General features: G+C 65.3%; 21 protein-coding genes and 1 pseudogene. 13 read left to right on the forward strand and 9 right to left on the reverse strand.

Going from position 1 to position 22,281, the window contains the following annotated elements:
• The first annotated feature begins 122 nt into the window (after window positions 1–122).
• Together gabT and gabD are read left to right on the forward strand one after the other, a co-directional pair.
• On the forward strand, window positions 123–1,409 hold the full coding sequence (gabT, locus tag P5W99_RS15840; RefSeq protein ID WP_421026133.1) for a 4-aminobutyrate--2-oxoglutarate transaminase: 1,287 nt from the start codon (window positions 123–125) through the stop codon (window positions 1,407–1,409).
• Between the two features lie 146 nt (window positions 1,410–1,555).
• Window positions 1,556–3,007, forward strand: a complete 1,452-nt coding sequence (gene gabD / locus P5W99_RS15845; RefSeq protein ID WP_421026134.1) for an NADP-dependent succinate-semialdehyde dehydrogenase — start codon at window positions 1,556–1,558, stop codon at window positions 3,005–3,007.
• A gap of 169 nt (window positions 3,008–3,176) precedes the next feature.
• On the opposite strand, the gene P5W99_RS15850 is transcribed toward gabD, so the two are convergent.
• The 6 genes from P5W99_RS15850 to cyoA form a co-directional block, all read right to left on the reverse strand.
• Window positions 3,177–3,788 carry a hypothetical protein gene (locus P5W99_RS15850; RefSeq protein ID WP_421027043.1) on the reverse strand — a complete coding sequence of 204 codons (612 nt, stop codon included), beginning with the start codon at window positions 3,786–3,788 and terminating at the stop codon, window positions 3,177–3,179.
• A gap of 311 nt (window positions 3,789–4,099) precedes the next feature.
• Entirely contained in the window at window positions 4,100–5,302 is a 1,203-nt protein-coding gene (pcaF, locus tag P5W99_RS15855; RefSeq protein ID WP_434663725.1) for a 3-oxoadipyl-CoA thiolase, read from the reverse strand.
• 244 nt (window positions 5,303–5,546) lie between these two features.
• On the reverse strand, window positions 5,547–5,867 hold the full coding sequence (gene cyoD, locus P5W99_RS15860) for a cytochrome o ubiquinol oxidase subunit IV (protein ID WP_421026136.1): 321 nt from the start codon (window positions 5,865–5,867) through the stop codon (window positions 5,547–5,549).
• Complete coding sequence (cyoC, locus tag P5W99_RS15865) at window positions 5,868–6,479, reverse strand: cytochrome o ubiquinol oxidase subunit III (RefSeq protein ID WP_421026137.1); 612 nt, start codon at window positions 6,477–6,479, stop codon at window positions 5,868–5,870.
• Between the two features lie 3 nt (window positions 6,480–6,482).
• A complete protein-coding gene (gene cyoB, locus P5W99_RS15870; RefSeq protein ID WP_421026138.1) occupies window positions 6,483–8,486 on the reverse strand; it encodes a cytochrome o ubiquinol oxidase subunit I in 2,004 nt (667 codons plus the stop codon).
• Window positions 8,487–8,491: 5 nt separating this feature from the next.
• Window positions 8,492–9,382, reverse strand: a complete 891-nt coding sequence (cyoA, locus tag P5W99_RS15875; protein ID WP_421026139.1) for a ubiquinol oxidase subunit II — start codon at window positions 9,380–9,382, stop codon at window positions 8,492–8,494.
• Between the two features lie 610 nt (window positions 9,383–9,992).
• On the opposite strand from cyoA, the gene P5W99_RS15880 reads away from it, so the two are divergent.
• Window positions 9,993–10,817 carry an IclR family transcriptional regulator gene (locus tag P5W99_RS15880; protein ID WP_421026140.1) on the forward strand — a complete coding sequence of 275 codons (825 nt, stop codon included), beginning with the start codon at window positions 9,993–9,995 and terminating at the stop codon, window positions 10,815–10,817.
• Between the two features lie 50 nt (window positions 10,818–10,867).
• Here the strand turns inward: P5W99_RS15880 and phnN are convergent, their stop codons facing one another.
• The 3 genes from phnN to phnF are packed head-to-tail and all read right to left on the reverse strand — an operon-like array spanning window position 10,868 to window position 12,950.
• Window positions 10,868–11,449 (reverse strand): phosphonate metabolism protein/1,5-bisphosphokinase (PRPP-forming) PhnN, encoded by a 582-nt coding sequence (gene phnN / locus P5W99_RS15885; protein ID WP_434663731.1) that lies wholly within the window; start codon window positions 11,447–11,449, stop codon window positions 10,868–10,870.
• Window positions 11,446–12,198, reverse strand: a complete 753-nt coding sequence (locus tag P5W99_RS15890; protein ID WP_421026142.1) for a DUF1045 domain-containing protein — start codon at window positions 12,196–12,198, stop codon at window positions 11,446–11,448. The genes phnN and P5W99_RS15890 overlap by 4 nt, the downstream gene beginning before the upstream one ends.
• Window positions 12,195–12,950 (reverse strand): phosphonate metabolism transcriptional regulator PhnF, encoded by a 756-nt coding sequence (gene phnF / locus P5W99_RS15895; RefSeq protein WP_421026143.1) that lies wholly within the window; start codon window positions 12,948–12,950, stop codon window positions 12,195–12,197. Before phnF ends, P5W99_RS15890 begins: the two co-directional genes overlap by 4 nt.
• A gap of 191 nt (window positions 12,951–13,141) precedes the next feature.
• Between phnF and phnG the strand changes: the two genes are divergently transcribed.
• The 10 genes and pseudogenes from phnG to P5W99_RS15945 all read left to right on the forward strand — a co-directional run bounded on the left by phnG (window position 13,142) and on the right by P5W99_RS15945 (window position 22,249).
• Entirely contained in the window at window positions 13,142–13,636 is a 495-nt protein-coding gene (gene phnG, locus P5W99_RS15900; protein WP_434663735.1) for a phosphonate C-P lyase system protein PhnG, read from the forward strand.
• The gene (phnH, locus tag P5W99_RS15905) at window positions 13,633–14,298 is read left to right on the forward strand and encodes a phosphonate C-P lyase system protein PhnH (RefSeq protein ID WP_421026145.1); all 666 of its coding nucleotides are present in this window, start codon (window positions 13,633–13,635) and stop codon (window positions 14,296–14,298) included. Before phnG ends, phnH begins: the two co-directional genes overlap by 4 nt.
• The gene (locus P5W99_RS15910; RefSeq protein ID WP_434663739.1) at window positions 14,298–15,422 is read left to right on the forward strand and encodes a carbon-phosphorus lyase complex subunit PhnI; all 1,125 of its coding nucleotides are present in this window, start codon (window positions 14,298–14,300) and stop codon (window positions 15,420–15,422) included. Before phnH ends, P5W99_RS15910 begins: the two co-directional genes overlap by 1 nt.
• A pseudogene (locus tag P5W99_RS15915) lies at window positions 15,419–16,347 on the forward strand (alpha-D-ribose 1-methylphosphonate 5-phosphate C-P-lyase PhnJ). The gene P5W99_RS15910 and the pseudogene P5W99_RS15915 overlap by 4 nt, the downstream one beginning before the upstream one ends.
• On the forward strand, window positions 16,344–17,126 hold the full coding sequence (phnK, locus tag P5W99_RS15920) for a phosphonate C-P lyase system protein PhnK (RefSeq protein ID WP_421026147.1): 783 nt from the start codon (window positions 16,344–16,346) through the stop codon (window positions 17,124–17,126). The pseudogene P5W99_RS15915 and the gene phnK overlap by 4 nt, the downstream one beginning before the upstream one ends.
• An 8-nt stretch (window positions 17,127–17,134) precedes the next feature.
• Window positions 17,135–17,902, forward strand: coding sequence for a phosphonate C-P lyase system protein PhnL (gene phnL, locus P5W99_RS15925; RefSeq protein ID WP_421026148.1), 768 nt, complete (start codon window positions 17,135–17,137; stop codon window positions 17,900–17,902).
• A 70-nt stretch (window positions 17,903–17,972) separates the two neighbouring features.
• The gene (locus P5W99_RS15930; protein ID WP_434663744.1) at window positions 17,973–19,043 is read left to right on the forward strand and encodes an alpha-D-ribose 1-methylphosphonate 5-triphosphate diphosphatase; all 1,071 of its coding nucleotides are present in this window, start codon (window positions 17,973–17,975) and stop codon (window positions 19,041–19,043) included.
• 433 nt (window positions 19,044–19,476) lie between these two features.
• Window positions 19,477–20,244, forward strand: a complete 768-nt coding sequence (locus P5W99_RS15935) for an ABC transporter substrate-binding protein (protein ID WP_421026150.1) — start codon at window positions 19,477–19,479, stop codon at window positions 20,242–20,244.
• Window positions 20,245–20,504: 260 nt separating this feature from the next.
• Complete coding sequence (locus P5W99_RS15940; RefSeq protein WP_421026151.1) at window positions 20,505–21,620, forward strand: M14 family metallopeptidase; 1,116 nt, start codon at window positions 20,505–20,507, stop codon at window positions 21,618–21,620.
• 203 nt (window positions 21,621–21,823) lie between these two features.
• Window positions 21,824–22,249 carry a DUF6232 family protein gene (locus P5W99_RS15945; RefSeq protein WP_434663748.1) on the forward strand — a complete coding sequence of 142 codons (426 nt, stop codon included), beginning with the start codon at window positions 21,824–21,826 and terminating at the stop codon, window positions 22,247–22,249.
• Window positions 22,250–22,281: the final 32 nt, after the last annotated feature.

Below are 22,281 nucleotides of genomic sequence, written 5' to 3' on the forward strand. Positions count from 1 at the left end.
CCTATGAATTTATCTGAATGGCTCTGAATTTTAGAGCCAAACCTGAGTATAGTCGCGGCATGGACCCAGCAGTGGTCCGCCCATCCAACCAGCATCCGACACCGTTTTTGAAGGAGACGACCGTGAGCAAGAACGCCGAACTGCAGAACCGCAAAAACGCCATTACCCCGCGCGGCGTGGGCGTGATGTGCGACTTCTACGCCGAGCGCGCCGAGAACGCGGAACTGTGGGACGTCGAAGGTCGCCGTTTCATCGACTTCGCGGCCGGCATCGCCGTGTGCAACACGGGCCACCGCCATCCGAAAATCGTCGCCGCCATCAAGGCGCAACTCGACCACTTCACCCACACCGCCTACCAGATCGTCCCCTACGAGTCGTATGTCTCGCTGGCCGAGAAGGTCGCCCAGCGCGCACCGGGCAACTTCGCCAAGAAGGCCGCGTTCTTCACGACCGGCGCCGAAGCCGTCGAGAACGCCGTCAAGATCGCCCGCGCCCACACCGGCCGTCCGGGCGTGATCGCCTTCGCGGGCGGCTTCCATGGCCGCACGCTGATGGGCATGGCGCTCACCGGCAAGGTCGCTCCGTACAAGCTCGCGTTCGGCCCGTTCCCGGCCGACGTCTACCACGCTCCGTACCCCAACTCGGTCCACGGTATCAGCACGGCTGATTCGCTCAAGCACATCGAGATGCTGTTCAAGGCCGATATCGATCCGAAGCGCGTCGCCGCGATCATCTTCGAACCGGTCCAGGGCGAAGGCGGCTTCTACCAGGCGCCTGCCGACTTCGTGCGCGGCCTGCGCAAAATCTGCGACGCGCACGGCATCCTGCTGATCGCCGACGAAGTGCAAACGGGCTTCGCGCGCACCGGCAAGCTGTTCGCGATGGAGCACTACGACGTCACGCCGGACCTCATGACGATCGCCAAGAGCCTCGCCGGCGGCATGCCGCTGTCGGGCGTGGTGGGCCGTGCGGAAGTCATGGACGCGGCAGCGCCGGGCGGCCTCGGCGGCACCTACGCGGGCAACCCGCTGGCTGTCGCTTCGGCGCACGCGGTGATCGAGATCATCGAAGAAGAAAAGCTGTGCGAGCGCGCCACCAAGCTCGGCGACAAGCTCAAGGCCAAGCTCAACGCGATGAAGGCCGACGTGCCGCAAATCGCCGACGTGCGCGGCCCGGGCGCGATGAACGCCGTGGAATTCTGCAAGCCGGGCACGAGCGAGGCCGACGCCGACTTCACCAAGCGCGTGCAGACCGCCGCGCTCAACCGTGGCCTGCTGCTGCTCGTCTGCGGCGTGTACTCGAACGTCGTGCGCTTCCTGTTCCCGCTGACCATCCAGGACACCGTGTTCGACGAAGCACTCGCGATCCTCGAAGAGTCGATCAAGGAAGCCGTGGGCGTGCCGGCGTAAGCCTGCGCCGCAAAACCTCGGCAAAGTCCATCGGCCCGCCGCGCGCGGGCCGTCCACGAAACGGCACACCGGCGTTTGCCGCTGTGCCGTTAGTCGTTGTTACTGCATTGATTTCGAATCGAATCAACGTTATCGGGAGCTCAGGCATGAACCTGAAAGACGCATCGCTGCTGCAAAGCAAGGCCTATATCAACGGCGAATGGCAAGGCGCTGAAGACGGCGCCACGCTCGACGTGACCAACCCCGCCACGGGCGCGCTGATCGGCACGGTGCCGCGCATGGGCGCCGCCGAAACGCGCCGCGCGATTTCGGCCGCGAACGCCGCATGGCCCGCATGGCGCGCCAAGACCGCGAAGGAGCGCAGCGTCATCCTGCGCAAGTGGCACGACCTGATGATGGCCAACGCCGACGACCTCGCGCTCATCCTCACCACCGAGCAAGGCAAGCCGCTCGCCGAGGCGAAGGGTGAAATCGGCTACGCCGCGTCGTTCCTCGAATGGTTCGCCGAAGAAGGCAAGCGCATTTACGGCGACACGATTCCGACCGTCGCCAGCGACAAGCGCATCGTCGTGACCAAGGAACCGGTGGGCGTGTGCGCCGCCATCACGCCGTGGAACTTCCCCGCCGCGATGATCACGCGCAAGGTCGGTCCCGCACTCGCGGCCGGCTGCCCGATCGTGCTGAAGCCCGCCGAAGCCACGCCGCTCTCGGCGCTCGCGCTGGCCGTGCTGGCCGAGCGTGCGGGCGTGCCTGCCGGCATATTCAGCGTCGTCACCGGCGACCCGAAGGCCATCGGCGGCGAGCTCACGAGCAATCCCACGGTGCGCAAGCTCTCGTTCACGGGCTCGACGCCGGTCGGCCGCCTGCTCATGGGCCAGTGCGCGCCGACGGTCAAGAAGGTCTCGCTCGAACTGGGCGGCAACGCACCGTTCATCGTCTTCGAAGACGCCGATATCGACGCGGCAGTGGCAGGCGCCATCATCTCCAAGTATCGCAACAGCGGCCAGACCTGCGTGTGCACGAACCGCTTCTACGTGCACGAGGCCGTGTACGACACGTTCGCGGCGAAGCTGCGCGATGCCGTGGAAAAGCTCAAGGTCGGCCTCGGCACCGAAGCCGGCGTCACGCAAGGCCCCCTCATCAACGAAGCGGCCGTGCTGAAGGTGGAATCGCACATCGAGGACGCGCTCGCGAAGGGCGCGCAAGTGCTCACGGGCGGCAAGCGCCACGCGCTCGGCCACGGCTTCTTCGAGCCCACCGTGATCACCAACGTCACGCCCGCGATGAAGGTCGCTCGCGACGAAACGTTCGGCCCGCTCGCGCCGCTGTTCCGTTTCTCGTCGGACGAAGAAGTGATCAGGATGGCGAACGATACCGAATTCGGCCTCGCCGCCTACTTCTACAGCCGTGACATCGGTCGCGTATGGCGAGTGGCGGAAGCGCTCGAATACGGCATGGTGGGCATCAACACCGGCCTGATCTCGAACGAAGTCGCGCCGTTCGGCGGCGTGAAGCAGTCGGGCCTCGGCCGCGAAGGCTCGCACTACGGCGTGGATGACTACGTCGTCGTCAAGTACATGTGCATGGCCGGCATGTAAGCCGTTGCCAGAAACTCAGCATGACGAAAAACGGGTGCCGCAAAGGCGCCCGCCAGTAACAGAAACGCCGGCATATTGCGATGGATTCGCGATATGCCGGCGTTTCTGTTTGTTCCTGCGTTTCTGCTTGCGACCGGGCCTCGCGGCCCGGTGCAGCTGGTTGTACTGCTTAGTTCGTAGCGCCAACCGGCGTGATCTGCGTCGCATAGGCGGAAACGAACACGGCGTGGATCGTGTCGCCCACCTTTAGCTTCTTCAGGTCGATGTCGGGCGTGGCTTCCAGCGTGACCGTCTGATACGCGCCGCGCAGCGTCACTTCGCGCTTCTTCGCGTTGATGTGCTGCACGGTGGCCTGGACTTCGACCTGGCGCGCCGCGTCATAGCCCGACGACGCCGGGAGGTACACATTCGTGTCGACGCGCTTGCGAATGCCCTTGTCCTTGCCCGTCACCTTTTCAGCCGTCACGAGTAGCGCGTTCTTGTAGAGCACGTCGACGGTATCGCCCACGTTGAGCTGGTCGAAGTTGCTCACTTGCTGGCTCAGGGCGATCTGGACTTCGTTGCCGCGCGGGCCACGCACCGTGATCACGCGCGATGCGCGGTCGATGCCGACGATCTTGACTTGCACGTGAACCGGCGGTGTATTCGCAACGAGATTCTGCGTCGCGCTCGCGAGCGCCGATTGGGCCTGGGGCGCTGACGCCGGCTGCTCCGTTTGCGCCGATGCCGCTTGCGCGAACGCCATGCCAAGCACAACTGCCGCCAACGCTGTTGCCTTCATCATCCGTATTCTCCTCAAAAGTCGGGGGGCACTTTCTCTGCAACGGCTTGCGCCGAAGTCTGACGATTCTACGCGTGCCGCTCGAAAACCGACTAGTGGATGGCCACGAGCCGTATCAGATTAAGCAGAACGTATAACAAAAATCAACGCGCCATTGATCTGCATCGCGAAACAATACTGACAATTTTTGCCGATCTTGAAACGTCGCCTTGCCTCGCAGGATGAAAAAAGCCGCGAATCCGAAGATTCGCGGCTTGGGTAACGCCTTGGCGAAGCGGCGGCTCAAGCTTGCTTCAGCCGCCTGATCGACATTAAACGCGCTCGATGGCGATAGCGATGCCCTGGCCCACGCCGATGCACATCGTGCACAGCGCATAGCGCCCTTGCGTGCGGTGCAGCTGATACATCGCCGTGGTCACGAGACGTGCCCCGCTCATGCCCAGCGGGTGACCCAGCGCGATTGCGCCACCGTTCGGGTTGACGCGGGGATCGTCGTCGGCCACGCCGAGCATGCGCAGCACAGCCAGGCCCTGCGAAGCGAACGCTTCGTTGAGCTCGATCACGTCGAACTGGTCGATGGTCATGTTCAGGTTCGCGAGCAGCTTCTGCGTGGCGGGCGCCGGTCCGATGCCCATCACGCGCGGCGCCACGCCTGCGGTCGCGATGCCGAGCACGCGCGCACGCGGCGTGAGACCGAAACGCTTCGCATTGGCCTCGTTCGCGAGCAGCAGCGCGCACGCGCCGTCGTTCACGCCCGACGCATTGCCCGCGGTGACCGAACCATCCGGGCTCACGACGCCCTTGAGCTTCGCCAGCGTCTCGAGACTCGTCTCGCGCGGATGCTCGTCGCGCGACACCACGAGCGGATCGCCCTTCTTCTGGGCGATCGTCACCGCAACGATTTCCTGCGCGAGCGTGCCGTCTGCCTGCGCGCGCGCAGCCTTCTGCTGGCTGCGCAGCGCGAACGCGTCCTGATCGGCGCGGCTCACGCCGTAATCGACAGCGACGTTCTCGGCGGTCTCGGGCATCGAGTCCACCCCGTACTGCTGCTTCATCAGCTTGTTGACGAAGCGCCAGCCGATGGTCGTGTCGTAGATCGCGGCGTCGCGGGCGAAGGCGCTTGCCGCCTTGCCCATCACGAACGGCGCGCGGCTCATGCTCTCCACGCCGCCCGCGATCATCAGGCCAGTCTCGCCCGACTTGAGCGCACGCGCGGCAATGCCCACGGCGTCCATGCCCGAGCCGCAGAGGCGGTTCACCGTCGAGCCCGGCACGGCCTGCGGCAGGCCCGCCAGCAACGACGACATGCGCGCGACGTTACGGTTGTCTTCGCCCGCCTGGTTCGCGCAGCCGTAGATCACATCGTCGATTACTGCCCAGTCCATCTCCTTGTTGCGCTCCATGAGCGCCTTGAGCGGCACCGCGCCGAGGTCGTCGGCGCGAACCTGCGCAAGGGCGCCCGCGTAGCGGCCGATCGGCGTTCGTATCGCGTCGCAGATGAATGCTTCCGTCATGAGAGTCTCCAGGTTCAGATGCAATTTGTTCGATAACCGAACTCATGATCGATAACCGAACAATTGGCATCCATAATATGCGTCGCGTTGTGCGGGTGTCAAGCTGGCATCTCTCCTGATCGGCGAGGAAAATTCCATCATATGAAATGAAAACGGCCACACAGAACCAGTGTCTGTGCGGCCGTCACCCTGCGGACCAAGCTCCCGGGAGAGGCTTCCCGAGGCGCCGTGCAGAACCCATGAACTACCGTGACATCATGTTCATGCCGACGTTGTGCATGACCCAGATCGTGCCGAAGATCAGGAACGCAGCAGCCAGCACAGTATAGGCGAGCGAGAGCGCGTTCCAGCCCTGTCCCGACGACGTGTTCAGATGCAGGAAGAACACAAGGTGCACGACCACCTGCACGAAGGCAAGCACGGCGAGCACGACCATCATGGTGTTCGGCGCCATTGTGCCGTGTATGACGATGCCGAACGCGCCGGCGGTCAACAGCACCGCGAGAATAAAGCCCGCCACATAGCTGCCGAGGCTGCCATGGGCTTCGCTATGAGAATGCGCCATTTAAATCACGCTCCCGAGATAGACAAAGGTAAACACGCAGATCCACACCACGTCGAGGAAGTGCCAGAAAAGGCTCAGGCACGTGAGGCGGCGCACTTCCCGCTCGTCCAGTTCCGGACGGCGGATTACCTGCATCATCAGCACCGCCATCCAGACGAGGCCAAAGAAGACGTGCAGACCGTGCGTGCTGACCAGCACGAAGAACGACGAGAGGAACGCGCTGCGTTGCGGGCCCGCGCCCTCGGCAATCAGGTGCGAGAACTCGCGCAGCTCCAGCACGAGAAACAGCGCCCCCAGAACAAAGGTCACGGCCAGCCAGCCGACAACCGCGCCGCTCTTGCGCTGCTGCGCACCGAGCATGGCGAAGCCGTAGGTGATGCTGGAAACCAGCAGCACCGCGGTCTCGACTGCAACGTCGCTGATGTTGAACAGGTCCTTGCCCGTTGGGCCGCCCGCGAACTGATGCCCGAGCACGCCGAACGTCGCGAACAGCGCCGCGAACAGGACGCAGTCCGTCATCAGGTAGACCCAGAACCCGAACACGGAATGCGACGGCGGGTGATCGTCGTGATCGAAATCGGCAAGCGTTGCCGCATTGGTTTTTTGTAACATCGATTAAGCCTCCACAGCTTCCATCTCGCGCTCGGCGGCAACCGCCGCGCGATGGCGCTTCTCTTCGATCTCGCGAACCTTCGCGGCCGGAATGTAGTAGCCGTCGTCGTCGCTAAAGCTGCGTACAGCAACGGTAACGACGATGGCGATAAAGGCGAGCACGCCGAGCCACGTGATATGCCAGACACCCGCGAAACCCAGCAACAAGCTGAACACGCCGATGAAGAAGCCAGCCGACGTATTCGACGGCATGTGAATGTCCTTGTACTTCGCGGCGAGGCCCATGCCACGGCCCGTTTCCTTCATGTGCGTAAAGGCGTCGAGCTCCTGCACCTGCGGGATGAGCGCAAAGTTATAGACCGGCGGCGGCGACGAAGTCGCCCATTCGAGGGTGCGGCCATCCCACGGATCGCCCGTGACGTCGTGGCACTCCGCCTTGTTGCGATTCACGAACGCCATCACCCACTGCAGCACCTGGAACACCACGCCAACTGCGATGATGGCCACGCCGATGGCGGCCACGATGAAATACGGCTGCCATGCGGGGTTGTCGTAGTGGTTCAGACGACGCGTTGCGCCCATGAAGCCGAGCACGTAGATCGGCACGAATGCCACGTAGAAGCCCACGAACCAGCACCAGAACGACGCCTTGCCGAGCTTTTCGCTGGGCTTGATGCCGAACACCTTCGGGAACCAGTAATGGAGGCCCGCGAGGTAACCGAACACCACGCCGCCGATGATGGCGTTATGGAAGTGCGCAATCAGGAAGAGCGAGTTGTGGAGCACGAAGTCCGCGCCCGGAATAGCCATCATCACGCCGGTCATGCCGCCGATCGAGAACGTGACCATGAAGCCGATCGTCCAGAGCACCGGCGCGGTGAAATGCACACGCCCGCGATACATGGTGAACAGCCAGTTGAAGATCTTCACGCCCGTGGGGATCGCGATGATCATGGTGGCGATGCCGAAGAACGCGTTGACGTTGGCGCCGGAGCCCATCGTGAAGAAGTGGTGCGCCCACACGAGGAACGCAAGAATCATGATGGCGCACGACGCATAGACCATCGTCTTGTAGCCGAACAGCGGCTTCTTGCAGAACGTGGCCATGACTTCCGAATAGATGCCGAACGCGGGCAGCACGAGGATGTACACCTCGGGGTGGCCCCACGCCCAGATCAGGTTCAGGTACAGCATCATGTTGCCGCCACCGTCGTTCGTGAAGAAGTGCATCCCGAGGTAGCGGTCGAAGCCCAGCAGCGCAACGGCGATCGTGAGGATCGGGAACGTGGCCATGATGAGCACGTTCGAGCACAGCGCCGTCCACGTGAACACCGGCATCTTCATGAGGCTCATGCCCGGCGCGCGCATCTTGATGATGGTCACGAAGAAGTTGATGCCGGTAATGAGCGTGCCAACGCCCGAAAGCTGCACGGCCCAGATGTAGTAGTCGACCCCGACGCCTGGACTGAACTGCAACTCGGACAGCGGCGGATACGCGAGCCAGCCCACCTGCGCGAACTCGCCGATCACGAGTGAGACGTTGATGAGAATCGCGCTGATGGCCGTCATCCAGAACGACAGCGAGTTCAGGAACGGGAACGCCACGTCGCGCGCGCCGATCTGCAGCGGCACGACGAGGTTGAACAGGCCGACCATGAGCGCCATCGCCATGAAGAAGATCATGATGACGCCGTGCGCCGAGAAGATCTGGTCGTAGTGATGCGGCGGCAGGTAGCCCGGCGCGTCGAGCGCGATGGCCTGCTGGATGCGCATCATGACGGCGTCGGCAAAGCCGCGCACGAGCATGAGCACGGCCACGATCATGTACATGACGCCAATGCGCTTGTGGTCCACGCTCGTGATCCACTCGCTCCAGATGTACTTCCACTTGCCCGTCACAGTGACGAGACCGAGCACGCCGATTACGATCAGCGCCATGAATGCCGCGGCGCCCATGATGATCGGCTGATCGAACGGAACTGCCTCTAATGTAAGTTTGCCGAACATGCCGCTTACCCCTTGGTCACGCACGACGGGTCGGTGAAATCCGTGACGTGGCCGTTGTTGTACTTCCCAATGATGTTGTTGAAGAGCTTCGGATCGACCGTCGAGAAGTACTCGACCGGTGCCTTCTCGCTCGGCTCCAAAACCTTCGCGTACTGGTCCATCGACAGCGCGGTTTGCGACGCCTTGACCTTCTGGACCCAGGTGTCGAAGTCCTGCTGGCTGGTGGCGAGCGTGCGGAACTTCATGTCCGAAAAGCCCTTGCCGCTGTAGTTAGCCGAGATGCCCGCATAGTCGCCGGCATGGTCGGCGATGAGGTGCAGGCGCGTTTGCATGCCCGCCATCGCGTAGACCTGAGTGCCCAGTTGCGGAATGAAGAACGAGTTCATCACCGAATCCGACGTAATGCGGAAATTGACCGGCGTGCCCACCGGTACCGCGAGCTGGTTCACCGTGGCGATGCCGAGGTCCGGGTAGATGAAGAGCCACTTCCAGTCGAGCGCGACGACCTCGACATTGATGGGCTTGACGTTCGATTCGATCGGCTTGTACGGGTCGAGCTCGTGAGAGGTCTTCCAGGTGAGGATCGCGAGGAACAGGATGATGACGGCCGGAATGCTCCAGACGACTACTTCGATCGCGGTGGAATGCGCCCATTTGGGGGCGTAGGTGGCGTTGCGATTAGACGCGCGGTAGCGCCAGGCAAAAAAGAGCGTGAGCAGGATCACCGGCACCACCACGAGCAGCATGGCCCATGTGGCGGTGGCGATGAGGTGCTTTTCGGCCACGCCGATACTGCCCTTGGGATCGAGCACGGTCAGCTCGCTGCACCCCGCGAGGGAGGCGAGCAGCCCGCTGCCGAGGGGGATTAACCACCTTTTGAAGGCTTTTCTCTTCATGTTTGCCTGCGTTTTCGTTTAACTACCTGGACGCTTTCATGTATTTCCATCGCAAAAATGCCGACGCAAAATACACCCCTTACGTGTTTGGCGAAATTCTACGGAAAGGCGTTATCCGAAAATTTGATCCAAGCTAAGGTTTTCTGCTTGCGACAAAGCTATCCCGCACAAGCGCGACGGAAAGACGCAATTAACTTTCATCCGCCCTACAGATGTGCACACAGCCCCGCACAGCGGGCTTCTCGCGTATGACGAATTTCCGGCAATGTGAAAACGCGCGCGGAGACAGAGCGTCGAAAAAAGGGGAATCAGACAATCCCGGCCTGAGTCCGACAGTACTATTCGACTAGTCCAATGGAAAATAATCTGATAAAGAGGCTCAGCCTTATTCAAGGCACTTTCACCACTTCAATATTTATGTCAATATCAATATAAAGCTGGTGAATTGCGGAAAATCAAATATGAAGCGATAAAACCTGCGAACAACTTGAATTTTTCCGTCTCGACCGGCGTAGTTCGCCGTGCACCGGTTGGCGAATCCATGCGCTTGCGCTATCGTCATGGGTTCCTTACGCGCCGCCTCCCGCCCTTGATCCGACGCCACGACGCCATGAACCCCGCCAGCCGCGCTTCGCACGCCCCTTCCGACGAGCAGCCGGAGTCCCCCGAAAAACCGGGCGACTCCTACGTGCAGTCGTTCGCGCGCGGGCTTTCCGTGATTCGCGCGTTCAATGCCGAGCGCCCCGAGCAGACGCTCACCGACGTCGCAGCGGCCACTGGCCTCACGCGCGCCGGCGCGCGCCGCATCCTGCTCACGCTGCAAACGCTCGGCTATGTGGAGGCCGAAGGGCGCCTGTTCCGGCTCACGCCCAAGATTCTCGACCTTGGCTTCGCGTATCTCACGTCGATGCCGTTCTGGAATCTGGCCGAGCCGGTCATGGAGCAACTCTCGGCCGAGGTGCACGAAAGCTGCTCGGCCGCCGTGCTCGACCGCACCGAGATCGTTTATGTGCTGCGCGTGCCCACGCACAAGATCATGACGATCAACCTCTCGATCGGCAGCCGTCTGCCCGCCTACTGCACCTCCATGGGCCGCGTGCTGCTCTCGGCGCTCGACGAGCCGACGCTCGACGCCACGCTCGGCGCGACGCCGCTCTATGCGCACACGCCGCGCACCGTCACCGACAAGGACGAGCTCAAGAGGATCATTGCGCAGGTGCGCCAGCAGGGCTGGTCCATCATCGACCAGGAGCTGGAGGGCGGACTCATCTCGATCGCAGCGCCGATCCGCAACCGCCAAGGACGCGTGATCGCCGCCATGAACATCAGCGGCAATGCCCAGCGCACCTCGGCGAAGCAGATGGTCAAGGCCTTCCTCGAACCGCTCCAGCAGGCCGCCCAACGCGTCTCGGAGATGGTGGCGCTGCGCACCTGATCCCCACCCTCTCGCCAACCCCTCTCCCTCTTAGGGAGAGGGGCTTTGGGTCACCTTGCTGCTGCCGCCACACGCTGCACCGTCTCTATGAAAGCCAGCCCCGCATCCTCCAGCCGCCCCGAGTTGTCGATGTGCGTGAGCGACGCCCCCGCCGGCACCTCGAACGCCGCGCGCCGCGCAAGGCGCGCGGCGATCTGCTCCGGCGTCTCCCGGGCGCGCGAGGCAAGCCGTGCGGCCAGCACGTGCTGCGCGGCGTTCACATGCACGAGCGTCATCTGCGGATAGCGCGCCAGCGCCTCGTTCACGTACGCACGTGAGCCGTTCAGCACCACCGTGCAGCCGAGCGCGAGCCACTGGTCGATCTCCACGCCGATGCCATACCTCAGCGCGTGGCTGCGCCATTGCAGCGCGAACAGACCAAGGCGCGAGCGCGCCTCGAATTCGGCGCCGGTGAGCGCGATGTGGTTCTCGCCGCCGTCCACTTCGCGCGTGATATAGCGGTGCGCGAAAAGCACCCCATCGGACGCGAGCCGCGCACGCGCAAAGCCGAGCAGCGAGTCCTTGCCCGCGCCCGAGGGGCCCATCACGTAGATCAGGCGCGATGTCGTGTCCGTTGTCGCTCCGGTGGTCATGCGTGCTCCCGTGCCTGCATGTGCGCCGGTTGGTCGGCGGGAAAATCCACCCGTTGCCACAACGAGAACGGTTCGCCCGGACGCGGCTCGACGTAGAACGCGACGCCCTCCACGGGCAGCATGCCCGCATCGCGCATCTGGGCATTCCATGCGTGCGCGAGCGCGGCGCACACGGCTGCGTCGTCGAGCGAATCGGAGAGCGTCATGTGGAAGCGGAATTCGTCGAACACATACGGATAGCCCCACTCTTCGACATAGGCGCGCTGGCGCGGCGTGAGCGGCCCATCGAGCCGCTTCGCAAGCTCGTCGGCGGTCTGCGCGGCGCGCAGGTGGCCGAGCGTGCGCAGGGCGTCGGCGGCGAGTTCGCGCAACGCCTGCGCGCCGTTTTCGTCGGCGGCCCGCAGCGCGACGAAGCGCCCGAGCATGGCCGCCTCCACCGCGACTTCGAAGCGCGCGCGGCCCGCCGCCCACGCCTGCGCGGCAGCCACGAGCGTTTGCGGCGTCACGCCTGCCGCAAGCCGGAACGGTGGCACGAGCGTGCCATGCCAGCCGTAACGGCGCGGCGCGCCGGTGAGCGCATCGAGCGGCGGCGCGAGTCCGGCCGGCTGCGGCGGTGCGAGCGTTTCGCCGCTTTCCGGGTCGCGGCCAAGCCAGGCGCAGCCGGCCCGCCACCACGCCGAGGCGCGCGGCGGCGCGTAATAGAGCGCGAAGCGCGTCGCCTCGCTCCAGTCTTCATGCGGCGCGCTCATACGTCGTGCTCCACCATCAACTGCACGCGGTCCGCCGCGAAATGCGTGATGCCGTACTTGATGGGCACGCCATCGAGATCGACATCGACGTTCTCGACCCACAGCACCGGCTGCTGCCGGTTGATATTCAGCCGCCGCGCCACTTCGGGCTCGGGCAGCACGCTGCCGATGCGGCTCCACTTGCGCAGATAGTCGCTCACGCCGAATTCGGCGAGCGCCTTCGAGGTGCTGTCCACGCGCGCCATGACCGCGGGCAGATCGGCGAAGCGCGCGGCGGGATACCAGCTGCGCGCATAAGTGAGCGGCACGCCTTCCGACTCGTGCAGTGTTTCGAGCCGATACACGAACGCGCCGGCACGCATGGCAAGCGCCTTCGCCACGACCGGATCGGCCTTCACGCGCGACGACGCGAGCAGCTTGCCAACCGCAGAATGCTGATGACGCTGCAAATTCTCGGTGAAGCGCGTGCGCTTGCCGATGGTGTAATCAATCGCGCCGGGCTGCACGAAGGTGCCGCGCCCCTGCTCCACGCTCACGAGACCTAGCGCGGCAAGCCCCAGCATGGCGCGCCGCACCGTGTGGCGGTTCACGTCGAAGCGCCGTGCCAGTTCGCCTTCGCTCGGCAGCCGGCCGTCCTCGCCAAAGCCCTTTGCCGCGATCTCGGCCGCGAGAATCTGCTCGATCTGCCGCCACACCGCCACGCCTGCGCCGCGCTCGAGCGTGCTGTGCGGGGCCTCGTCGTTCGATGTCATGGTGCTGTCATTCCTCCGGGGTTCAATATCGGCTGTAGCTTGCGCATTGTAGTGCGCACGGCGTGATGGAAATATGAAAACGTTCTGCGTTGCACCCACGCGATCATTGTCCGCATAAACGTCTAGACGTTTAGACGTATAGATGAGTAGATGCTTCAATGTACATCTCCGGTCACGACACAGGAACTCCGATGAACGCATCTTCGGTCCCGCCCGCCGCCGCGCCCGATGCGCGCCGCGCCTGGATGGCGGTTCTCGCGCGCACGCCGCGTGCCGAGATCGAAACGGCGCTCGCCGCCGCGCTGGGCGGCGAGCGCATGCCGGCTTTCGAGTGGCTGCGCGCGCCCCAGACCGGGCTCGCGATGGTGCGCGGGCGCGTCGGCGGCACCGGCAACGCCTTCAATCTCGGCGAAGCCACGGTGACGCGCGCGACGCTGCGACTGCGCGCACCCAGCGGCGCAGACGCGACCGTGGGCGTGGCGTGCCATCTGGGCCGCGACAAGCGCCGCGCCGAACTGGCCGCGCTCGCCGACGCGCTGCTGCAACAGCCGGAGCGCCACGACCGGCTCCACGCGCTGTTGATCGAGCCGCTCGCGGCGCGTCTGGCAGCGCAACGCGCGGCGCAACGCGAGGCGACCGCCAGCGCAAAGGTCGAGTTCTTCACGATGGTTCGAGGCGACGCATGAACGAACAACGCAACAGCACCGCCCTGCACGAGGCGCTCGGTACGCTCGCACCCGGTTTCGCCGATCCGGTCCACGACACGCAGACCGTATTTCGCACGCTGCTCGGCGCGCTCTCGCGCCCGGGCACCATCGCCACGATCGAGACGCCGCTGCCCGCGGCCGAATCGGCATACAACGCGACGAATGCCGCGGCGCACGACGCGCCGCGCGCGAGCCGGGCGGCCTTTGCCGCGCTGCTCACGCTCTGCGACTACGCCACGCCCGTATGGCTTGCGCGGCCCGACGCCGCACTGGCAGCCGCGCTGCGCTTTCACGCGGACGCGCCGCTCGCGGGCACGCCAGGCGAAGCGGTCTTCGCCTACGTGCACGACGCCGCCGCGCTGCCGCCGCTCGACGCATTCGCGTGCGGCACGCCCGAGTCGCCGGAGCAATCGGCCACCGTGTTCGTGTGCGTCGATGCCCTGGCCGACGGCCCGCCGGCCACGCTGCGCGGCCCCGGCATCGAATCGGCGTGCACCGTCGCACCCGCCGGCCTGCCCGCGCGCTTCTGGCAAGAACGCGCGGAACTCGCGCCGCTCTTTCCGTGCGGCATCGACTTCTACTTCGTTTGCGGCGCCCGCATCATGGGCCTGCCGCGCACGACTCGTGTGGAGGTGAACTGATGTATGTCGCCGTCAAAGGAGGCGAGCGCGCGATCGAAGCATCGTGGCGCCTGCTCGATCAAGCCCGCCGGGGCGATACGCGTGTGCCCGAACTCTCCGTCACGCAGATCCGCGAACAGATGCGTCTCGCCGTGGCGCGCGTGATGGCCGAAGGCTCGGTCTACGACGAAGAACTTGCCGCGCTCGCAATCAAGCAGGCCGCCGGCGATCTCGTGGAGGCGATCTTTCTGCTGCGCGCGTATCGCACGACACTGCCGCGCTTCGGCTACACGCTGCCGGTGGAAACCGGGCAGATGGCCGTCGAGCGCCGCATCTCCGCCACGTTCAAGGACGTGCCCGGCGGCCAGGTGCTGGGAGCGACCTACGACTATACGCAACGCCTGCTGGATTTCGCACTGCTAGCAGAGGGCGACAATGATTCGGATCTCGAATCGTCTAACAGGCCACGCTTGCAACACGGCACGCAGGACGAACCGGAGTCCATGCCGCGCGTGGTCACGCTGCTCGACAAGGAAGGCCTGATCGAGCAGGAAACACCATCGAGCGAGGCACGCGAACCTCGCGACCTCTCGCGCGAACCCCTCGCATTTCCCGCCGACCGCAGCGTGCGCCTGCAAAACCTCGCGCGCGGCGACGAAGGCTTCCTGCTCGCGATGGGCTATGCCACGCAGCGCGGCTATGCGCATTCGCATCCGTTCGCGGGCGAGATCCGCTTTGGCTCGGTAGCCGTGGAAATGGTGCTCGATGAACTGGGCGAAGCGGTCGAGATCGGCGAGATCGAATTGACCGAGTGCCAGATGATCAACCAGTTCGCGGGCAGCAAGGATGCGCCGCCCGCCTTCACGCAGGGCTACGGCCTCGCATTCGGCCACGCGGAGCGCAAGACGATGGCGATGGCGCTCGTCGACCGCGCGCTGCGCGCCGCGGAACTCGGCGAAACGCTGGCCTCGCCCACCCAGGACATCGAATTCATGCTCTCGCACAGCGACAACGTGGAAGCCTCGGGCTTCGTGCAGCATCTGAAGCTGCCGCATTACGTGGATTTCCAGGCGGAACTCGAACTCGTGCGCCGCTTGCGTGCGCAGCACGCGTGCGGAGATCAGCCCTCCGGGGAGGCCGCATGAACGCACCCGATACTTTCGAAGCCGCGCTCGCCTCGCATGAAACGCAGGCTGCCGGTGGCTACAACTTCGCGTATCTCGACGAGCAGACCAAGCGCATGACCCGCCGCGCGCTGCTCAAGGCGGTGGCCGTGCCCGGCTATCAAGTGCCGTTCGCCTCGCGCGAAATGCCGCTGCCGTATGGCTGGGGCACGGGCGGCATCCAGGTGACGGCCGCCATCATCGGCGCGAACGACACGCTCAAGGTGATCGACCAGGGCTCCGACGACACCACCAACGCCGTCAACATTCGCCGCTTCTTCGCGCGCACGGCCGGCGTGGCCACCACGCGGCGCACCCGCGATGCGACGATCGTGCAGACGCGTCACCGCATTCCCGAAACGCCGCTCACCGAGAAGCAGATCCTCGTCTACCAGGTGCCGATGCCGGAACCGCTGTTCCGTTTAGAACCCCGCGTAGCCGAGTGCAGGAAGCTGCACGCGCTCGCCGATTACGGGCTCATCAGCGTGAAGCTTTACGAAGACATCGTGCAGCACGGCAGCATCGCCACGACCTACGACTACCCGGTCACGGTGAATGGCCGCTATCTCACCTCGCCCTCGCCGATTCCGAAGTTCGACAATCCCAAGCTCCATATGAATCCTGCGCTGCAATTGTTCGGCGCGGGCCGCGAGCGCCGCATTATGCGATTCCGCCTTATACGCCGGTGAAAAGCCTCGACTTCGACGATCGCCCGTTCGAGGTTCAGCGCTGGGATCACGCGTGCGCGCTGTGTGGCTCGCGCGAGAGCTTCCTCGACGAAATGGTCGTCGACGATGCGGGCAAGCGCATGTTCGTCTGCTCGGACAGCGACTATTGCCACGAGCGGCGGGAAAGTCAGGATAACCAGGCGAGTTCGCAAACGAAGCCATCGGGAGAACACGCATGACGCCGGGTTTCGCGCCTCTGCTTCGCGCCCGCCATCTCACGAAGCAATACGGCGGCCGCAACGGCTGCCGCGACGTGAGCTTCGATTTGTATTCCGGCGAAGTGCTGTGCATCGTCGGCGAATCGGGCTCGGGCAAGACCACGCTGCTCAACACGCTCGCGCTGCGCACCGAAGCCGATGCGGGCGCGCTCGACTACGTGAACACGAACGGCGAATCGCTCGACCTGCTCACGCTTTCCGAGCCGCGCCAACGCTTGCTCGCGCGCACCGAATGGGGCTTCGTGCAGCAAAACCCGCGCGACGGGCTGCGTGCCGGGGTCTCGGCGGGGGCCAATATCGGCGAGCCACTGATGGCCGTGGGCGCGCGCCACTACGGGCGCATTCGCCAGACCGCGCAGCAGTGGATGCAGCGCGTCGAGCTCGACGCCGCGCGCATCGACGAATTGCCCGCCGCGTTCTCGGGCGGCATGCAGCAACGTCTGCAAATCGCGCGCAATCTCGTCACGGGCCCGCGCCTCGTGTTCATGGACGAACCCACCGCCGGCCTCGATGTTTCCGTGCAAGCCCGGCTGCTCGACCTGCTGCGCACGCTCACCACGACGCTGCATCTCTCGGTGCTGATCGTCACGCACGACATCGGCGTCGCGCGCCTGCTCGCGCACCGCCTGATGGTGATGCAGGGCGGCGCCGTGGTCGAAGCGGGTCTGACCGACCAGGTGCTCGACGATCCTCAGCATCCCTACACACAAACGCTGGTGGCCTCGGTGCTGCCTGCATAGGACGAGCCATGACTCCGGATCCCTCGATTGCGCACGCGTTCGGCGAGCGCCCCGCCCTGATGCTGCGCGCGGAGGACGTGCGCAAGACCTTCACGCTGCACGCTCAGGGCGGCATCGGCATCGAAGCGCTCGCGGGCGTCTCGCTCGACGTGGAGCGCGGCGAATGCGTGGTGCTGGTCGGACCTTCGGGCGCGGGCAAGAGCACGTTTCTGCGCTGCCTGTACGGCAACTATCTCGCGAGCGGCGGCTCGATCGCCATCCGCGACGACGCGGCGCCCGGCCAGCACCTCGAAATCACCGGCGCGGAGCCGCACGACGTGCTGCGCCTGCGCCGCAGCGTGGTGGGCTACGTGAGCCAGTTTCTGCGCGTGATTCCACGCGTGAGTACGATCGATATCGTGGCCGCGCCGCTCGTCTCGCGCGGCGTGAACGAAGACGAGGCACGCGAGCGGGCCGCCGCGCTGCTCGCGCGCCTAAACGTGCCGCGGCGCCTCTGGACGCTTGCGCCCGCCACTTTTTCAGGCGGCGAGCAGCAGCGCGTGAACATCGCGCGCGGCCTGATCACGCAGCATCGCGTGCTGCTGCTCGACGAGCCCACGGCATCGCTCGACGCTGAAAACCGCGCCGTGGTCGCGAGCCTGATCGTGGAAGCGCGCGAGCGCGGCGCGGCAATCGTCGGCGTCTTTCACGACGAGGACACGCGCGGCCGCGTGGCCACGCGGGTGCTGGCGCTGAGCGCACCCCTCGCGAGCGCAGCTGTCGCTGAAATGGCCTGAAAGTGCCTTGAAAAGTCGTGGCCTGTCATTTGCGTCAGGCACACTCACGTTTGAACTCCGGAGCCCGACGATGTTGATCAAGAACGCGCGCATCGTGACGCGAGACGAAGTATTCACCGGTACGCTGCGCGTCGAAAACGGCGCGATCCGCGAGCTTTCGCGCGGCACGACCGCCGCGCCCGAGGCCGTGGACTGGGAAGGCGACTTCCTGTTGCCGGGGCTGGTCGAGCTGCACACTGACAACCTCGAAAAACACCTCGCGCCGCGTCCCGGCGTGCACTGGAACACCGACGCCGCGTTCGTGATCCACGATGCGCAGATCGCCGCCGCCGGCATTACCACGGTGTTCGACGCGCTCGCCATCGGCACGCGCGCAGCCGTGGGCGTGCGCGGCCGCGAGGTGCAGCTCGCCAGCGCCGCCGCGCTCACGCGCTTCTCGGAGCGCAAGCTGCTGCGCGCCGAGCACTTTCTGCACCTTCGCTGCGAGGTCGCGACCGAAGACGTGATCGAGCTGTTCGACACGCTGGGCGAGCATCCGCTGCTGCGCCTCGCCTCGGTGATGGACCATACGCCGGGCCAGCGCCAGTGGCACGACCGCACGCAATGGCGGCGCTTCCAGGAGCGCCACGGCAAATGGACCGACGAACAGGCCGCCACCATGCTCACCGAAATGACCACCGAGCAGGAGCGCTACGCCGACGCGCATCGCCATGCGATCGTCGAGCAAGCCGCGCGCGAAGGCATCGTGCTCGCCGAATTTCCGACCACGCGCGCGGCGGCGGCCGAGGCGAAAAAGCGCGGCATTGCCACGATCATGGGCGCGCCGAACGTGGTGCGCGGCGGCTCGCATTCGGGCAACGTCTCCGCGCTCGAACTCGCGCAGGCCGGCCTGCTCGACATTCTTTCGTCGGACTACGCGCCGTCGAGCCTGCTCACCGCCGCCTTCGATCTCGTGACCCGGGCCGACTGGACGCTGCCGCGCGCGCTCGCCACGGTCTCGTGGGAGCCGGCGCACAAGGCTGGTCTCGCGGACCGCGGCGCGATCGCGCCCGGCCTGCGTGCCGACTTTGTGCGCGTGGCGATGCTCGACACGCTGCCGGTGCCGCGCGCGACGTACCGCGCGGGCACGCGCGTGGTCTGATTCAGGCGCTCATATCACTCGCGCCTTACACGCAAACCAACAGCAGGCCATCGTTTCTTTTTCAACTCGCCGACATACGCCTGCACGCCCTCCATGCCCCGCCGCGCATTCTTCCGACTGTTGCGGCGCTGCATCGCGACCTGGCCCTCGCCGGTGCCGTGCGCAGCGCCCGGTCCGCGCCCCGAATGCCTTGCCCCACAAGGCTTTGCGCTGTTCCGCAACAGTGCGCGAACGTTCGTTAGCGCGCTTCGAATCCCGCCATCCGGTATAACACTAGCCACGCAGCAATTTTGACCTGGGTAAGCTTTGCGCCGCCGCTCGCTCCCAAGCCAGCGAGCCCAAGCAGAGTTCCTGCGCGAGCCGCGCCGGAACCATGCGCAGCGACGGCACAACCGCCCGCTGCGCGCCCTGAACCATACGAGGAGTCCACATAGTGAAAAAACTGCTTGCCACCCTGTCGGTAGCCCTGCTCGCGGTCTCGGCCGGCGTCGCCCACGCGAAGGATTGGTCCACCGTGCGCTTCGGCGTCGACGCGAGCTACGCGCCGTTCGAATCGAAGGCACCCGATGGCAAGCTCGTCGGCTTCGACATCGACCTCGGCAACGAAATCTGCAAGCGCCTGAACGCCAAGTGCGTGTGGGTCGAGCAGGACTTCGACGGCATGATCCCGGGCCTGAAGGCGAAGAAGTTCGACGGCGTGCTCTCGTCGATGACGATCACCCCGCAGCGCTCCGAGCAGATCGCCTTCTCGGCGAAGCTGTTCAACACGCCCACGCGCCTCGTCGCCAAGAAGGGCACCGCCCTCCAGCCGACGGCCGACGCGCTCAAGGGCAAGTCGGTGGGCGTCGAGCAGGGCACGATCCAGGAAACCTACGCGAAGGAAAACTGGGCGCCGAAGGGCGTGAACGTGGTGCCTTACCAGAACCAGGACCAGGTCTATGCCGACCTGCTCTCGGGGCGCCTCGACGCAGCGCTGCAGGATGAAGTGCAAGCCGACCTCGGCTTCCTGAAGACGCCGCGCGGCGCGGGCTTCCAGTTCGCCGGCAAGGAAATCCCGACCGGCGCCGCCGCCATCGGCCTGCGCAAGGAAGACGCCGATCTGAAGGCGAAGATCGACAAGGCCATCGCCGACATGATCAAGGACGGCACGTACAAGAAGATCGAAGCGAAGTACTTCGACTTCGACGTGTACGGCAGCTAAGCCCCGCACGCCCTGCGCAAAAGCCAGTGCCGCGTGAAAGCGCGCTTCGGCTGAACAATGATGGTAGAGAGCCCGGCCTTTGCGCCGGGCTTTTGTTTTTCTGGCTGGCCCGCCCTCATCAGGTGCGCCCGCGCTGGCAAACGCCAGCTTTCAGCCCGCTGTCCAGATCGGCTAAGATCATGGGCACCGGCCCGCCAGCGGGCCCTCCCTACCCTCACACTGAACGCGTCGCGCGCCCCCACGCGCCGCGCGAGCCCATCATGCAAACTCACCACCACCCGTTGATAGCGCCCGCCCTCGGCACCGCGCGCCAGATCACGAGCTTCCACTATGGCCAGCCCGGCGGCAAGAAGGTGTACGTGCAAGCGTCGCTGCATGCCGACGAGTTGCCTGGCATGCTCACGGCCTGGGCGCTGCGGCGCAAGCTGGCCGCGCTCGAGGCGGCGGGCAAGTTGCGCGGAGAAGTGGTCGTGGTTCCGGTACCGAATCCAATCGGTTTGAACCAGCATTGGCTCGGCCATCTCATCGGCCGCTTCGAGTCGAACACCGCGCAAAACTTCAACCGCAACTTCTACGATCTCACGGCGCTCGTGCTGCCGCGCATCGAGTCGCGCCTCGGGCCCGACGCCGATGCGAACCGCGACACCATTCGCGCCGCGATGGGCGAGGCGCTCGCGACGCAAACGCCGAAAACCGAAATCGAATCGCAGCGCCTCGCGCTGCAACGCCTCTCTTACGACGCCGACATCGTGCTGGACCTGCATTGCGACTGGGAAGCCGCGCTGCACATCTACACGAACCCCGAACTCTGGCCCGAGGTCGAGCCGCTCGCGCGCTATCTGGACGCCAAGGCGTCGCTGCTCGCGCTCAACTCGATTGGCAATCCGTTCGACGAGATTCACAGCTTCTGCTGGTCGGAGCTGCGCGAGCGCTTCGGCCAGCGCTTTCCGATTCCGCACAGCTCGATTTCCGTGACGGTGGAATTGCGCGGCCAGCGCGACGTCTCGCACGAATTCGCCGAGCACGACGCACAGGCCATCGTCGAGTATCTGACCGGCTATGGCGCGATCGACGGCGCGGCGGCCCCGCTGCCGCCGCTCGCGCATCCGGCCACGCCGCTCGCAGGCACGGAGCCGATCGTCGCGCCCGCCAGCGGCGTGATCGTGTTCCGCGCCGAATGTGGTGCATGGATCGAAGCGGGCGCGCCGGTTGCCGACATCGTGGACCCGCTCACCGACACCTTGACCACGCTGCACGCGGGCGTGAGCGGCGTGATGTACGCGCGGCATAGCGCGCGCTTCGCCACGGCCGGCATGGAGGTCGCACGCATTGCCGGCGACAGGCCGATTCGCACGGGGTCGCTGCTGTCACTCTGAACGAAGCGTTACGCGCAGATCGGCGACTCGGCGTCGAGCATCTGCGCGCCGTCGGGCAGCGGTTCGCAGAACCCGGTGGCCGTGCGCCTCGGCATTCGCCACAAGCTCCAGGCAAGCGCCAGCTCCGTGCGGCGCCATGCTGGCTGCCGCTTCGCGCGCGCTTCTGGTACGCTGCGCCCTTTCCCCTCGCAGCGATCGAATCGATGGAACTCCCTTTCAACGAAGCTGGCGTCTCGGTCACGCGCACCGCACTCTCTGCTGCTGGCCAGGTCTTTCCGCTGCGCGACATCGACGACTTGCGCATCGTCCCCGGACAGCGCAAGCGCACCGTGCCCATCGCGCTGTCGCTGATCGGCGTGGCGCTCGCGGCGGTGGGCGGCGCATTCGGCTCGGGTGCCGGACTCGCATGCGGCGTGATGCTGGTGGTGGTGGGCTGGCTCGCGTGGATCTGGCAGGAGGCCCGGCATCAGTTGATCGTGGTGAGGGGCGGCGAATCCCGTGAAGCGGTCTGGAGCGCCGATATCGTCTTCCTCGAACGCGTCGAGCAGGCCGTGCGCTCGGCGAAAGCCGCAAGCGCTGCCAGCAATCCCGGCGCCCAGGCCAGCGCATCGCGCCCCGCCACACAGTAAATCCACCGCCTGCACGGCGCGTCGTCAGTTCG

This window comes from Paraburkholderia sp. A3BS-1L, assembly GCF_051125215.1.
GTDB lineage: Bacteria > Pseudomonadota > Gammaproteobacteria > Burkholderiales > Burkholderiaceae > Paraburkholderia.